This is a genomic window from Acinetobacter lwoffii (assembly GCF_022809915.1).
Classification (GTDB): Bacteria; Pseudomonadota; Gammaproteobacteria; order Pseudomonadales; family Moraxellaceae; genus Acinetobacter; species Acinetobacter lwoffii_M.
The window spans coordinates 1-15,574 of record NZ_JALGQY010000021.1 but is presented as its reverse complement, the minus strand read 5'-3'; the positions used below and the strand labels follow the sequence as shown (position 1 = coordinate 15,574).

At 44.2% G+C, this 15,574-nt stretch carries 14 protein-coding genes; 11 read left to right on the top strand and 3 right to left on the bottom strand.

Going from position 1 to position 15,574, the window contains the following annotated elements; all coding sequences use genetic code 11:
- Positions 1-6: 6 nt before the first annotated feature.
- The 3 genes from MTX11_RS11190 (at position 7) to MTX11_RS11180 (ending at position 3,236) form a co-directional block, all read left to right on the top strand.
- Positions 7-1,626, top strand: coding sequence for an ABC1 kinase family protein (locus MTX11_RS11190; RefSeq protein WP_044111763.1), 1,620 nt, complete (start codon positions 7-9; stop codon positions 1,624-1,626).
- Between the two features lie 152 nt (positions 1,627-1,778).
- The gene (locus MTX11_RS11185) at positions 1,779-2,858 is read left to right on the top strand and encodes a patatin-like phospholipase family protein (protein WP_044111761.1); all 1,080 of its coding nucleotides are present in this window, start codon (positions 1,779-1,781) and stop codon (positions 2,856-2,858) included.
- A 60-nt stretch (positions 2,859-2,918) separates the two neighbouring features.
- Positions 2,919-3,236, top strand: a complete 318-nt coding sequence (locus MTX11_RS11180; protein WP_004729331.1) for a hypothetical protein — start codon at positions 2,919-2,921, stop codon at positions 3,234-3,236.
- Between the two features lie 58 nt (positions 3,237-3,294).
- Here the strand turns inward: MTX11_RS11180 and MTX11_RS11175 are convergent, their stop codons facing one another.
- Positions 3,295-5,649 carry a Tex family protein gene (locus tag MTX11_RS11175; RefSeq protein WP_044111760.1) on the bottom strand — a complete coding sequence of 785 codons (2,355 nt, stop codon included), beginning with the start codon at positions 5,647-5,649 and terminating at the stop codon, positions 3,295-3,297.
- A gap of 335 nt (positions 5,650-5,984) precedes the next feature.
- On the opposite strand from MTX11_RS11175, the gene ompR reads away from it, so the two are divergent.
- The 4 genes from ompR (at position 5,985) to MTX11_RS11155 (ending at position 11,118) form a co-directional block, all read left to right on the top strand.
- Complete coding sequence (gene ompR / locus MTX11_RS11170; RefSeq protein WP_004278590.1) at positions 5,985-6,749, top strand: osmolarity response regulator transcription factor OmpR; 765 nt, start codon at positions 5,985-5,987, stop codon at positions 6,747-6,749.
- Positions 6,750-7,009: 260 nt separating this feature from the next.
- Positions 7,010-8,470 carry an ATP-binding protein gene (locus MTX11_RS11165; protein ID WP_180038619.1) on the top strand — a complete coding sequence of 487 codons (1,461 nt, stop codon included), beginning with the start codon at positions 7,010-7,012 and terminating at the stop codon, positions 8,468-8,470.
- Positions 8,471-8,675: 205 nt separating this feature from the next.
- A complete protein-coding gene (locus MTX11_RS11160; protein ID WP_243475127.1) occupies positions 8,676-10,193 on the top strand; it encodes an acetyl-CoA hydrolase/transferase family protein in 1,518 nt (505 codons plus the stop codon).
- A 232-nt stretch (positions 10,194-10,425) separates the two neighbouring features.
- Positions 10,426-11,118 carry a DsbA family oxidoreductase gene (locus MTX11_RS11155; RefSeq protein WP_004647323.1) on the top strand — a complete coding sequence of 231 codons (693 nt, stop codon included), beginning with the start codon at positions 10,426-10,428 and terminating at the stop codon, positions 11,116-11,118.
- Between the two features lie 67 nt (positions 11,119-11,185).
- On the opposite strand, the gene MTX11_RS11150 is transcribed toward MTX11_RS11155, so the two are convergent.
- Positions 11,186-11,386, bottom strand: coding sequence for a dodecin family protein (locus tag MTX11_RS11150; RefSeq protein ID WP_004278594.1), 201 nt, complete (start codon positions 11,384-11,386; stop codon positions 11,186-11,188).
- A gap of 410 nt (positions 11,387-11,796) precedes the next feature.
- On the opposite strand from MTX11_RS11150, the gene MTX11_RS11145 reads away from it, so the two are divergent.
- From MTX11_RS11145 to MTX11_RS11130, 4 genes are all read left to right on the top strand, one after another.
- Positions 11,797-11,964, top strand: a complete 168-nt coding sequence (locus MTX11_RS11145; protein ID WP_004647322.1) for a hypothetical protein — start codon at positions 11,797-11,799, stop codon at positions 11,962-11,964.
- Positions 11,965-12,216: 252 nt separating this feature from the next.
- Complete coding sequence (locus MTX11_RS11140) at positions 12,217-12,396, top strand: hypothetical protein (protein ID WP_004647321.1); 180 nt, start codon at positions 12,217-12,219, stop codon at positions 12,394-12,396.
- Positions 12,397-12,406: 10 nt separating this feature from the next.
- Entirely contained in the window at positions 12,407-13,804 is a 1,398-nt protein-coding gene (locus tag MTX11_RS11135) for a hypothetical protein (RefSeq protein ID WP_243475126.1), read from the top strand.
- A 92-nt stretch (positions 13,805-13,896) separates the two neighbouring features.
- On the top strand, positions 13,897-15,006 hold the full coding sequence (locus MTX11_RS11130; RefSeq protein ID WP_243475125.1) for a hypothetical protein: 1,110 nt from the start codon (positions 13,897-13,899) through the stop codon (positions 15,004-15,006).
- 81 nt (positions 15,007-15,087) lie between these two features.
- On the opposite strand, the gene MTX11_RS11125 is transcribed toward MTX11_RS11130, so the two are convergent.
- Positions 15,088-15,351, bottom strand: coding sequence for a hypothetical protein (locus tag MTX11_RS11125; protein ID WP_243475124.1), 264 nt, complete (start codon positions 15,349-15,351; stop codon positions 15,088-15,090).
- Positions 15,352-15,574 lie beyond the last annotated feature (223 nt).

The following is a 15,574-nucleotide window of genomic DNA, read 5'->3' as shown; positions in this document are numbered from 1 at the left end:
AGCTTTATGATTCCGCATGTTTCACGTTTACTCGAACTTTGGCGCATCGCCGCGCACTATCGACTCGACACGTTGTTTCCTGCGGAAGAATTACCAGAAAAATCCCGGCATGTACTGTCCCTCATCCGGATGCATCCGGCTGCCTGGTCCAGTCGTGAACGTAAAAATCCGCTCAAGCTGAAACTGGCTTTAGAAGAAATGGGGCCGTTGGCGATCAAGCTCGGTCAACTGCTCTCGACCCGTCGTGACCTGATTCCACCTGAAGTTTTACAGCAACTGGTCTTGCTACAAGACCGGGTCAAGCCGTTTGATAATGACGTAGCCAAGATGCGCATTCAGGAATCCCTGAAAGCTGATGTAAATACCCTATTCGCGCGTTTCGATACCCAGCCACTGGCTGCAGCTTCGATTGCTCAGGTACATACGGCTGCCTTGCATGATGGTCGTGAAGTGGTGGTTAAAGTCACCCGCCCGAATATTCGTCAGCAGATTTTGCAGGATTTTGAAATTCTGGAATGGCTCGGTCAATTTCTGGAAAAACGTCTGGAAGCAGCACGTGCCCTACATTTATCGGAAATCATTCAGGATTACCGCCAGATTATTCTGAATGAGCTGGATCTGACGCTGGAAGCAGACAATACCCGCCGCATGCGCCATCACTTTACCGGCTCGAGCATGATGTATGTGCCGGAAATTTACATGGACAGCAAAGATGTTCTGGTGGCCGAGCGTATTACCGGGGTACCAATTTCAGATATCGCGACCTTTGACCGGTTGGGCATGGATCGTGCCGATCTGGCGCGTAAAGGCCTGACCATCTTCTTTACTCAGGTCTTCCGCGATAACTTCTTCCATGCTGACATGCATCCGGGAAATGTCTTTGTAGAAACCATCAATCCAGCCAATCCGCGTTTTATTGCGCTGGACTGCGCGATTATGGGCGAGCTGTCCAAACACGACCAGATGACCGTAGCACGCATGCTACTGGCGGTCATGAACAGTGACTTTATGCAGCTGATTCAGGTGGTGCATCAGGCTGGCTGGATTCCACCGGGGACTGATCAGGATGCTTTGGCACGTGAAATGCGCCGCAGTGTGGGGCCGATGGTGTCCAAACCGATGCATGAATTGGACTTTGCCGGCATTCTGATTGAAGTGATGGATATCGCGCGTCGTTTCCATCTGGAAATTCCCCCTCAATTGATGCTACTGCTAAAAACTTTGGTGCATGTCGAAGGTTTGGGAACCGACCTGTATCCTGAACTGGATATCTGGAGTCTGGCCAAACCGATCCTAACGGACTGGATCAAGGCCCAGATGAATCCGCAAAAGAACCTGAAAGAACTGGGACAGAAAATTCCGGATCTGCTTTTAGGGGCACAGGATTTACCGACCCTGATGATCGACAGCTTAAACGGTTTAAAAAACCAGTCGGCCTGGCATGCCAAACAGCTCAATGAATTACAAAGCATGCGCCTGCAAATAGAACATCAACAGAAGCGTAGCTGGATGTTCGGCAGTGTCATGGCCATTCTGCTGGCGATTGCAATTATTTCACCGTGGTTTGTGTCGGTGATTCTGATTGTGCTAGCAAGTGTGCTTGCCGTCTGGCGGATTGCGAAATAACTAAATGAGCTTTTAAAAAACCTGACACTGTTCAGGTTTTTTATTTTCTGGACATCGCATGACTCCAAAGTCACCTTAGGACATATCTTGCCATTGGGTCTTTAGACCTATCGCTTAAAATAAGCACATATTTGGCTAGTATAGGTTCAACCATGGTACAGATTTTACAAAAACGTGCGCCTGCGCTGACGATTCGTGCCGGCCATCTGGCACGTGAGCTGATTCTGCAACAAGGTTTGCAACCCGAACAGGTCGATATTGTACCTGGTGCTGCAGGTGGCCCAAAAGGCATCGGGATCCAAGGACTGGATCAGGCGATTTTTGGTGAGTTTTTTCCACGTGCACCTCAGCGTAGAACTTTGGTGGGTTCTTCGATTGGCAGCTGGCGTTTTGCCAGTATGGCTGCACATGGAGTTCAACAGGGAACCGAACGTTTGGGTGAGCTGTATACCAACCTCTATTTTCATAAAAAAATGACCCGTCAGGATGTCAGCGAAGTTTGCCGTGGCATGCTGCTGGATCTGGTACAAGGCAAAGAAAACGATCTAGTCAATCATCCAGATTATCATCTCGCAGTCATTTCAATTAAAGCCCAACACATTTTCCAGAGTGACAAGGCATTGCCGTTGCTGGCTTCTGTGGCTGGAATTCTTGGAACGACCGCAGTCGCGCGCCGGCACAGCCGTTATTTCATGCAACGTGTGATCAGCCAGCCCAATATCGGTGAACAGTTTAAAATCGCTGAAGATGGATTTACCACGCATTATCATGCACTGACCGAACAGAGTGTGTTGTCTTGGCTGATGGCTTCAGCCTCTATTCCCGGGGTAATGGCAGCGGTGAACAATATTCCGGATGCACCGCAGGGTTATTATCGCGATGGTGGCCTGATTGATTATCACATTGACCTGCCCTTTCAGAGCAAAGGCATTGTGCTGTATCCACATTTTACCGATAGCATTACCCCCGGCTGGTTCGACAAGTTATTTAAACGTACCTCAAATCCAGAAAATCAGGCACGAACTTTGCTGCTTTCTCCATCGCAGCAATATCTGCAAAGTTTGCCTTTGGGTCGTTTGCCTGATCGTAAAGACTTTAACTTAAAAGGTTTGGATCAAACCCAACGGATTCAGCTGTGGAAGCAATGTATTGCGGAAAGTCAGCGTCTGGGCGATGAATTTCTGGAACTGGTCGAGAAGCAGAATTTTGCTGAGGTGATGCAAGCCTTGTAATTGGCAGCAGCTGCCCGATTATTTGTATAATTGCTTTAATTTTGTGAACTGTTGAGATTTATGCAGAAGTTTTTAGTTGTCCTGCAATACCTGTGTCTGGCCTTTGCCATTTATCTGATTTATAGCGTCAGCATGTCGCTGTATCGCCAGGATTTTGTCCTGATGGAACTGGTCGCTGATATCGGTACGATTCTGATCTGTATCGACCTGGCGGTGTTTTTATTTACCAGTAAAGGCAAGCCCGGCATTAGCATGGAAGAATATGCAAAAAGACTGGAACAGCCACCGTCTAAGCTGGTCTATGTGACACGAAAATTGGGGCATCTCGGTATTTTGCTGATTATCACCAGCTGGATTGTGCCGATGATTAACTCATAAATATCCAATAAAAAACCTCCCAATTGGGAGGTTTTTTTAAATTAAAGATATCTGAAAATTATTTAGAACCTTTAATCCCTGCTTGAAGTAATAGCGCACCCAAACCACCAATTTTTTGCTCTTGTGGTTTAGCCGCTTGAGGTTTCTTGCCCTGAGGACGCTCACCTTGCAGACGTGCTTGCTGTGGACGTTTACCTTGAGACTTACGTTCACCACGTAGCTCATTGTTCTCGCGACGTGGCTGACGTGGTGATTTCGCCGGCGCTTCAGAACCTTCAGGACGCATCGACAGATTCACGCGGTTACGTTCAGCATCCACATTCAAAACACGCACTTGTACGATTTGACCTGGTTTCACCACTTTATGTGGGTCAGCGACAAATTCATTGGCAAGTTCAGAAATATGTACCAAACCGTCTTGATGCACACCCACATCGACAAATGCACCGAAGTTAGTCACGTTAGTGACTACACCTTCCAGCTGCATGCCTTCAGACAATTGCGCAACTTCAGTAATGTCATCACGGAATTTAGCAGTGCGGAACTCTGGACGCGGGTCACGGCCCGGTTTTTCCAGTTCAGCCAATACGTCTTGAATCGTCGGTAGACCGAATTTCTCGTCTGCAAATTCTTCAGCATTCACTTGGCGAATGATTTCTGTATTGCCAATGATGTCTTTTACAGTCGTTGCTTTCGCTTCAACAATTTTACTCACCAAAGCATATGACTCAGGGTGAACCGCAGAAGCATCTAGTGGTTCTGTACCATCTTGAATACGCAAGAAGCCCGCAGCCTGCTCAAAAGTACGCTCGCCTAAACGTGGCACTTTCTTCAAAGACTGACGATTGTCAAAACGACCATTTTCCTTACGGAATTCCACAATTTGCTGTGCGATCGATTTGTTCAGACCCGCGATATAACCCAGAATTGCTGCTGATGCAGTGTTTACATCCACACCCACCGAGTTCACACAGTCTTCGACGACCGCTTCAAGGGTTTTCGCCAGACCGGTCTGGTTCACGTCATGTTGATACTGACCCACACCAATTGATTTCGGATCGATTTTCACCAGTTCCGCCAATGGATCTTGTAAACGGCGTGCAATCGATACCGCACCACGAATAGACACGTCCAGCTCTGGAAGTTCCTGTGAAGCCAGTTCAGATGCTGAATATACAGATGCACCTGCTTCAGACACAGACACACGTGTCATTTTCAGATCACTGTTCGCAGCCATCATTTCAGCAACTAAAGCTTCAGTTTCACGGCTTGCAGTACCATTACCAATCGCGATCAGGTCAACATTGAACTCGCGGCATAAACGCGCCAGCTCGGCCAGTGAACCTTCTTTATCGTCTTTTGGTGCAAATGGATAAATCGTACTATGTGCCAGTACATCACCAGACTCGTTCACCACCGCCAGTTTCACACCAGTACGGATACCTGGGTCCACGCCCAAAGTGGTACGTGCGCCTGCAGGTGCAGACAGCAGTAAATGACGCAGGTTTTCAGCAAAGACGTTCATCGCTTCTGTTTCAGCAGCCAGACGTTTTTCAGTCAGCAATGAATGTTCAATCGTTGGACGAACTTTACCGAGCCAGAACAATTTTGCAGTTTGCTTCAAGAAATCCTGACGAGCTTGTGGCTGAACAGTTTCAAGATTGTATTCAGTTTCAATACGCGCCAACGGGGCATCATCTTCGCCATCCACTTTCAGGCCTAAAACGTTTTCTTGACGGCCACGCAGCATCGCCAATAAACGGTGTGAAGGCACTTTATTCAAGTTTTCAGAGAAATCGAAATAATCACGGAATTTTTTACCGACTTCTTTTTTCTCATCACTGGCAACCAAACTTTTCAGCACGGCAGTTTTTGCAAATGTCGCTTTAAGTTCAGTGGTCAGCGCGATATTTTGCGCCCAGTCATCAATCAGGATGTGCTGGATCGCATCAAGCTGGCTTTCAGTATCTGGGTAATCTTCATGGCTAAAACCCACCAAAGCTTCAGCTGGATCAACGGCTTCATTAAAGATTTTTTCGGCAACCGGGCCTAGACCGGCTTCTTTGGCCTTGAATGATTTACTGGTACGTTTTGGACGGTACGGCGCGTAAATTTCTTCTAATGCATTTTTGGTTTCAGCGGCATTCACACGCGCCAATAAATCATCAGATAATTTATCTTGTTCTTTGAGTGATTCAATCACCTTTTCACGGCGCTCATACAAATCACGCAAGTATGATAAACGCGTATCGAGTTGACGTAGTTGCGTATCGTCTAAGCCTTGCGTTACTTCTTTACGGTAACGTGCAATAAAAGGAACACTGGCACCTTCATCAATAAGCTTGATGGCAGCCTCAACTTGATTTGGACGTACGGCAAGTTCTTTTGCCAACTGCTGAACTAAGTCAGTCATCGTGTTTGATCCCACAAGGATAAGTACTAAATGGCATGATTATAAAGACCGGGTCTATAAAATCCACCATTGTTTTTATTAATTTACCTCATCTTTATATTATGAAGTGCCACAGTTTTCAGCTTTTCCCGATAAAGTTTGTATGAACTTTGCTTTTTATCCAGCTTAAAATCGTATTTTTTGCTCATTTAGATGTATATATTTGGTATCTATGTCTTGATTTTAACTGCAATATTTGGTGCTTTAGAGCATAGTCAATTAATATCAATGAATCGTATACTCAAAGCCTATTTGATTTTTGTTTATGACGACAATAAAGAATAAAGGAGCATCTCATGAGTTTAGTTGTACCTGCTGAAAAAGCCGATGCCGTACATACCGAAACGGACCGGGTCGAACGGATCCTGGTGGTTGATGATGATGTTCGTCTGCGTACCTTATTACAGCGTTTTCTCGAAGATAAAGGCTTTGTGGTTAAAACTGCACATGATGCCACGCAGATGGATCGACTTTTACAGCGGGAACTGTTTTCTCTGATCGTGCTAGACTTTATGCTTCCGGTCGAAGATGGCTTGAGTATCTGTCGTCGTTTACGCCAATCCAATATCGATACGCCTATCATTATGCTCACCGCTCGTGGTAGCGACTCGGATCGTATTGCCGGTTTAGAAGCAGGTGCCGATGATTACTTGCCTAAACCGTTTAACCCGAATGAGCTGCTGGCACGTATTCGTGCGGTATTGCGCCGTCAGGTACGTGAAGTGCCGGGTGCACCAAGCCAACAGATGGAAGTGGTTTCTTTTGGCCCATGGTCGCTAGATCTCTCTACCCGCACTCTGACCCGTGAAGGCCAAGTGGTAACGCTCACTACTGGTGAGTTTGCGGTACTGAAAGCACTGGTTCAACATCCACGCGAACCATTAACCCGCGACAAGCTGATGAATCTGGCGCGTGGCCGTGAATGGGGTGCCATGGAACGTTCAATTGATGTTCAGGTGTCACGTTTACGCCGTCTGGTTGAAGAAAATCCTGCGCGTGCACGTTATATCCAGACCGTATGGGGTGTGGGTTATGTCTTTGTTCCAGATGGTGCTGAATAAAGGAAAAATTATAGGATAAAGATTACCCCAGTCTATTGTCCCTAAAAGTCATTCGCTGCTGTTTGAGCCTCCCTTCTTTAAAGGCTCGTATACAAATGCGCGAGTTCAGCGAATGGCAAAGTTTTTACTTGCGTAACAGTGTTACTCATTTTTTCAAAAAAAGTAACACAACAAGCTCCTTCCATCGAAGGTTCAAGCAGTAAGATTCCATTACAAATATTATTACTGCTCAATTTGGAAAATGCCTACAGGGAGCTGGTGTGAAACTCGACCCCATCGATCCACAAAAATTTACCGATTTTGTCAGCTACTCGGAAAAAAAGCGTACCCGCGGGGAACGCTTTCTCGACAAGATCAAACCGCGTTCTGCTGCCATGCGTACCACGGTACTGGTGGTTTTCGTGGTCTGTTTCAGCCTGTTCATGTCCTTATGGTTCTTTTGGCGTACCCTGTTTTTACCTGAAATCCAGCAACATGCGCGTTATCTAGCCATGGAACTGGAAATTCTCAACAATCCCGATCTGCGCCTGTATCACAAACAGCAGGAAGTCGACATTGACGATTGGTTAAGAAATCGGGTCGGCATTGAATACGTGACCAATCCAGCAGAATATCCCACTGTCCGTGAAAAGCTGATTGCAGAATTTTTTACCCGGCAGATCGAAACCAAACTGGCCAAAGAGTTACGTATCGAACAAGCCACAGTCTATTTCCAGTTTAAGCCGAGTCCACGTATCTGGATCCAGACCCCTGAAATGAATGGCCACTGGGTACAGGAACCTTTAAAGACTTATGCCAATTATAGCAATGAACTGATTTTGGGCTGGTTGCTTGGCACGCCGATTATTGTCGGCATCATTATTTTGACCTTGGTGCGTCAGCTCAACCGTCCTTTACGCCGTTTGCAGAATGCCGCCAACAGTTATAGCCGAATCGGCTCAGCACCCTATCTAGATACCAATCATGGTCCACTGGAAATCCGTCAGGTCAATCATGCCTTTAATCAGATGATTTATACGCTGGACCAGACCGAGCGGGAACGCCGAATCATGCTGGCCGGCATTTCACATGACTTGCGCACGCCCTTAACCCGAATCCGCCTCAGTGCCGAAATGATGCCAGATGAAGACTTTCTCAAAGAAGGCCTGATTTATGATGTCGAAGATATGGACGCGATTCTGGATCAGTTCATTTCCTATATGCGCGACGGTTCCGATGAAGAACCGCAGGACACCAATGTCAATGTACTGCTACAGGAACTGGTCAAGCAGTTTAAACCGCTAGATATCCGTTTCACCCCACAAGATATACCGACCATTCAGGCACGTAGCATGTCGCTAAAAAGACTGATTGGCAATCTGATCAACAACTCAAAACGCTATGGTTCAGAACCAATTGAGCTTTCTGCGCATGTTGAAGAAGATCAACTGTTGATTTGTGTCGCAGACCATGGCGAAGGCATTCCGGAAGATCAGATTGAAGCCTTGATGCAGCCTTTTGTTCGGGGCAATTCGGCACGAACGGTACAAGGCAGTGGCTTGGGGCTGGCCATTGTTAAACGGATTGTCGATATTCACCATGGTCAATTACGTATCCATAATCGTCCTGAAGGTGGGCTGGAAGCTATCATTTCACTACCCGTGAATCAGGCGAACCCTGAGACACTTCCCCCCGCCACTACACTCGATAAAATTCGCCAAACCTTGACTGATCACTTTTAAGAAGTGATCAGTAATTCAACAAATTACTTTTTAGTTTTTCTATACAATTCATTTTATAGTTCACGAATTCAATCATTTAAAAATCATCATTTTTTATTATACCTACATTTAGCTAAAAAATTAGACCTTAGCCTAACACCTATGCACAATACATTTTTTGAGCGGTACAATCCGTATCATAGTTTAAGAATTAATGAGAGTTAAAATGTCTTTAGATCGTATCCGTTTAGCCTCCCTACACAACAAAGTCATCAGCCCTGAACAAGCGGCTGAATTCATCCAAGATGGCATGACTGTGGGTATGAGTGGCTTTACTCGCGCTGGTGAAGCGAAGGCGGTTCCTTTAGCTTTGGTTCAACAGGCAAAAGCAAATCCATTAAAGATAACGTTAATTACTGGTGCATCACTAGGGAACGATCTAGACAAACAACTGACTGAAGCTGGTGTATTAGCACGTCGTTTACCGTTCCAGGTAGACAATACTTTACGTAAAGCGATCAACAACGGCGAAGTGATGTTCATTGACCAGCACTTGTCTGAAACTGTTGAGCAAATGCGTAACCTGCAGTTGAAAAAACCAGACGTTGCGATCATCGAAGCCGTAGCAATTACTGAAGATGGCGGCATCATTCCAACAACATCTGTTGGTAACTCTGCAAGCTTTGCGATTTTTGCTGAAAAAGTGATTGTAGAAATCAATACCAACTTAAGCCCGGCATTTGAAGGCTTGCACGATATCTACATCCCGACCTATCGTCCAACGCGTCAACCGATTCCATTGACTCAAGTTGATGAGCGTATCGGCACGCATGCGATCAATATCGATCCATCTAAAATTGTTGGTATCGTATTTAACAGCGAATTGCACGACTCTCCATCTACTGTAACTGCACCAGATGATGAGACGCAAAGCATTGCCAACCATTTGATCGCTTTCTTTGAAAAAGAAGTGGCTGAAGACCGTCTACCGAAAAACCTGGGACCTCTTCAAGCAGGGATCGGTTCAATTGCAAATGCCGTATTGACCGGTCTGAAAGATTCAAACTTCGAAGACCTGATCATGTACTCAGAAGTTCTGCAAGACTGTACTTTTGAATTGATCGATGCCGGTAAGATGAAGTTTGCTTCAGGTTCGTCTATTACGCTTTCTGCTAAATATGGCGAAAAAGTATTTAACAACCTTGAACAATACAAAGACAAACTAGTATTACGTCCACAGGAAATTTCAAACCATCCTGAACTGGTACGTCGTTTAGGTATTATCGGCATCAACACTGCACTTGAGTTTGATATTTACGGTAACGTGAACTCAACTCACGTATGTGGTACCAAAATGATGAACGGTATTGGTGGTTCAGGTGACTTCGCACGTAATGCGCATTTGGCGATCTTCGTGACCAAATCCATCGCGAAAGGTGGTGACATCTCTTCTGTAGTGCCATTTGCTTCACATATCGACCATGCGGAACATGATGTTGATATCCTAGTGACTGAACAAGGTCTTGCGGATCTTCGTGGTTTGGCTCCGCGTGAGCGTGCACGTGCAGTGATTGATAACTGTGCGCACCCAATGTACCGCGATGCGTTGAATGATTACTTTGACCGTGCATGTGCAAAAGGCGGCCATACCCCTCATCTTCTTCGTGAAGCGCTTTCTTGGCACTCAAACTTCGAAGAAAATGGTCATATGCTTGCTGTTGAAGCATCAGTAAAAACTGCTTAATTGACAGTTGTATAAAAGACGCTCTTCGGAGCGTCTTTTTATGGCATTTTTATATCTCTTTTGAGTAATGGGAACCGGATTCTTTTGAGAAAGTCATCTGGCTATCATCCACATTCCTTTCTTGGTTTTATCCTCCAATATGCTGTAGAAATACACTTCTGACGATCCAGGGCTTTAAATTCTGATTCTTCACCCTCATACTTGAACACAAGAGCAAAATTAGAGACATGACATGCGCGTAGATATCTGGTCAGATGTGGTTTGCCCCTTCTGCTATATTGGTAAAAAACGTTTAGAAGCTGCTGCACAAGAAGCAGGTATTGAGCTAGAAGTACATTGGCACAGTTTCCAGCTCGATCCTGAAGCACCGGTACGTCAGGAAGTCTCCAACTCTGAGCGTCTGGCGCAAAAATATGGCCGCACCGTGGCAGAAGTCGAAGAGATGCAGCGCAATATTGCTGAAATGGCCAAAGCCGAAGGTATTGAATTTAACTGGGAAGGTGCCAATTCAGGCAATACCTTTAATGCGCATCGCCTGATTCACCTGGCGCAAAGCAAAGGTTTGGGCAATGAAGCACAGGAAGCGTTCTTCTATAGCTATATGACCCAAGGTCTGGCGATTGGAGAACGTGAAACACTGGAAGATGTCGCAGCGCGTATTGGCCTGAATCCGGTCGAAGTCGATGACCTGTTGGATTCGGAAGAATATGCTGATTTTGTCAAATTCGATCAGGAAGTCGCACATGAACAACTCAAAGTGACCGGTGTACCTTTCTTTGTTTTTGATCAACGTGTGGCATTGGCAGGCGCGCAGCCTAAAGAAGTTTTCCTGCAAGTATTTGAAAAAGCGCTCGATACATCAACCAACAGTCAGGCAGCACAGTGCTCACCAGAAACGTGTGACACGCCAGACCAAGCTAAATAAAACAACGTTCAATAAAAAAACCCCATTTTAAATGGGGTTTTTTTATTTGTTATTGAATGGCATTCGCTTAATCAACCAGAAAACTAATTTTTAAATTGACACGATATTCCGTGATTTTATTTTCTTTAATGACAACCTTCTGTTCATTGATCCAAGCACCTTGTACATTTTTGACCGTTTCTGTGACTTTTTGAATGCCCGTTTGAATCGCATCTTCAAAGCTTTTATTGCTGCTTGAATTGACTTCTACCACTTTTGCAATTGCCATAATAAAACTCTCAGCATGAAAATGAATGGAATTCCATCTTAGTCCATTCTCAGAAGATTGCAGCAGCCCGTAAACAAGCGATAGCAAAAACTTACATGGATTGAACAAAGCTCGAAATTCAATCTTAAATTGGCAGATCAAAAACACATCGCCGTTTGTTTTGGCACTCGATCAAGTCCAGATTCTCATCGCCAAAACAAAGCATAAAGTCCTGTAAAATCATAAAAATCAAACTAGAGTAAATACACTAATTTATTGTTTTATAGAGTAATTTATCTAAAATTTACTGCCTGAATTTGCCGAATCTATCATTTTATATTAAGTCTTATTTGCTATTATTTCACCCGAATTAAGTTTAAATATTCTCCTCTGTTCAAGTCATTGAACACTCTGATATTAAAGGTCATCCTATGAATGCTCTTAAATTTGCTTTCGCTGCAACCGTTATGGCTTTTTCCGTTCAAGCGTCTGCACAAATGGCGCAAGTGGTTCATCTGCCAGACTTTCCAGCGACTAAAGCACCTGCTGAAACAGTAAATACAGATGCTGCGACTGTAGCAACTGAAAAAACGGCTTAATGCAAAACTGTTTTGCATTAAAACAGGCTGATTGATTCAGCCTGCTTTTTTTATCATATTGAACACATTCTGTGTAAAAGATGCACAACTCTCAAAAATATCGACTATTTCCTACTCTCATTTTTTCTATTGATTTTTATCACTTTTAATTAAAAAATTTGTTTATAAAACACTCAAAATAGATCACTATTTTATGTGATCTCTGCTTATAATTGCAGCAATATAAATAGATTAATGATAAGAAAATTTTTTATGCATGAACTTCAGGCATTGGTACAGGGCAAAATTCCGCCTCAGTCAGTTTCTATTGATTATTTAATTGAAATGGCAGAAAGCTATACAGACTCGAATTCTGCTGAATACAGACTGGTCGAGCTGGCGGTTAACATTGTACTGGCACAAACCCTGGATAAAGCACTGAAACATCTCTAGAGATCAAAAAATGAATGCTTTAGAAAAAGCACACTTAATTAAAGAACTACATGGACTGGCGCAGCAACTGGAGCATAAAGTCCTGCCTTTCTATGAAATTGCCCGTTCTAAAAAAAGGATACGCGATATTTTTAATCTGTGTGATGAGCCTATTTTCAAGACCCAGATTTCAGCATTTAAGGCCCGCACTCAACCTGAACTTGTTGCTTACCAATTTTCTGCTAATACGTCTTATCATCTAAGCTTTCGTGGCTATTTCACCGAAATCTTAGCACTGGAACAAGCACTGTCTGCCCATCCGGATTCAGGCTGGGCAGTTTTACATCATCCTGAACGTGGCTGGCAAATTTGGCTGATTCCGGCTCCCCAATCTCCTGCCCTGCACAGCCAATGGGCTGAATTGCAACACTGCTATATCTGGCTGTTGCAACAACAGCAACGATTTTCTTGCCTGAAACAGGATCCACCCTTGATCGTTCCAGCCTTATCCTTACACGAAGCTGAAACCAGCTGCAATTCTATGGAAACAACCAAATATCATCGGGGACGGCCGCGCGTAAGAATTCATGCACTAGAATTAAATCGCTCAGATGAGTCAACCAATCAGATACAAATTGAACGCGAGGCGTTAAATCCTCAGTTAAAAACTGAAACGACCATTCCGCAAGAACAGATCACAGCCTCCGAATTGATTCAATTCCCTGCACAGATTCAACTAGGCGAACTAAACGCCCATGTACACCCTTTAGGCTTAGAAGAAACCAATATCCAGCGGCTCTGTGCTTTAGAAATGACTGAGAAGATCGAGCATCCTGCCTATTTGGATATCGCACTGTATTATGCAGCAGAAGATAATTGGCAGGCACGTCAGGTTTATTTGGTTGAACAACTGAATCTGCAAGGCCAGTTTGTTAAATATCTGATGCTCTTAGGGGTACCGAGTCAGTTGCAGGCTCACTATTGTATTCAACATTGGCTTACCCACCATCAACGCCAGGCTGCTGCGATTAAATCACTGGCCTGGTCTGTTATAAGCATCAGGTTCATGCAACTCGAGCTTTTTTCAACGGCTTACTTGCAGCAGGCTGAAACAGTCTGGACAAAGCCAGATTACCATCCTTTTATACCCGCCCAGTTTATTCAGAAGCAAAAATTTATCTCGTTTCAAGAAGCTGCTGCGAATTTTTCTACTCCTGTACTCTTACTGCAGGAACATCAAAAAATCCGAGTGATTCATGGTGAAAAACGCATGTCTATGGCAGAGAAGGAGCTGGCCTATCCACACATCTTGCTGCAACGCGACAAACAGCTAAATTGGCAGAATATTCACAATATTATTTTAACAATGCCGCAACCGATTCATGTGCTGGAACTTTATCGGGAAATTCAGGCTCAAATGATTGAATAATTGCTGTTATTTTGTAGCTTTAACTTGCTTTTTAAGGCGATTTTTTAGAAAACTACAGCTAAATATAAGCATACAAGAGCAACAAATATCTCATGCAAATAAACAGGATTACTCAAACTTTACTGCTCTCTCTGGGCCTAGGAATGAGCGGTAGCATGTCCTGGGCAAATTCAGTCACAGCTGCTCCTGCCAGTTCAACAAATACAGAGCCAAGCCGATCAGGCTTACTGGATCAGATTCCACGTTTGATCGATGCAACACCAACGGTTCTGCCAGAGCAATCAAGTGTCGCCATCGTTCCATCCACGCTAGAGACAGAAAATTATTCATGGGCGGATCAAAAACAGAAAGACATCCGCGAATGGGCTGATCGTACTGCACATAAAATTGATAACTGGTTTGGTGAAACCGATCCGGATCAGCCAGCTGCAGCCACATTACGGATCATTCTAGATAATCGCTGGGATGAATATGAAGGCTATGAGATTAAGCCCCGAATCCGCGGCAAGATCAAGCTTCCGACCTTGGAACAAAAGCTGAGTGTGGTTTTTGGTGATGACAGTCTGGACAATGAATTAGACAGTAATGTCGCGATTACCAATGAAAATCCTGCCACTTCCGGAGATAAACGTCTGGATACTAAACGTGCACGTGAAGATAACAGCTCTTTTGCCTTACGTTGGTCTGAATGGTCAGATCGCATTCCTTTCGAAACCGATCTGGATCTGGGCTTGCGTTCTGGAGATGATATTTACCTGCGTGTTAAAGCCAGTAAAGATTGGACGCTGGAAAATGACTACTCTTTTCATGCCGAACAGATTTATCGCTACGGCATTCAAAGCGAAAACTATTTACGGACCAATCTGGAGCTAATCCATGCCCGTCCCAATCAGGCCTTTTTCTCCAATCAGCTTAGTCTGACTTATGCAGATGATCAAGACGATGATCTGACCTGGGACAACTACACCTTCAGGCAACATCAGTTTTTTCAGGACAACCGTTTCAGTTACGGCATTTATACCGGTGGTTATCTAAATGACAAGGATCTGCGTCTCAACCGCTGGGGCCCCTATGTGTCGTGGAGACAACCTTTTTTACGTGAATGGTTTTTTGTCCAGACCGACCTGAACTATTTGAATGATCATCGCGAAGATCGTGATCACTATGTCGGAGCTTTGGTGCGTTTAGAAGCGTTATTTTAAACTGACTGATACGAGAAAATAATAAAAGCCCATCATTCATGGGCTTTTTTCAATATTACTGAGCAATCAGCGTGGCAAGTATTAGCTGGTTTTATTCAAGATAATACGATCACTGCGTAGCACACGTTTTTGCTGCAATGAGGGTTGTTCCATCACCGGCATAGTGAAGCGAATATGATCGCTACGTTGTACACGTTTCGGTTTTGTTACGTTTACTTTTGCTGTTTTATAAAAGCTAATGCGATCTGTGCGTACCACTTTTTCTGCAGCAGGTGCCGCTAGACTAAACTGGCTCATCGACATCAGGATTACAGCGCCCATACTGATCATCAGCTTAGATTTCATAACATTCTCTCTCTTTGCTTAATGATCGCAATTATAAATTAAAAATTAATTAATAATCTAAAATATAGATTTATGATTCGAAGGTATTTTTTTATTCTCTCTATCGTTTTTCCAGATCATTTCTAGAAATGAAAAATGAAGCAGGCTGATCCTAGACAGTATCGTGGACAATCGATCCCTCTAAATTCTTGAAATATTTCTGTTCAAAGGCTTCTGGACTTAA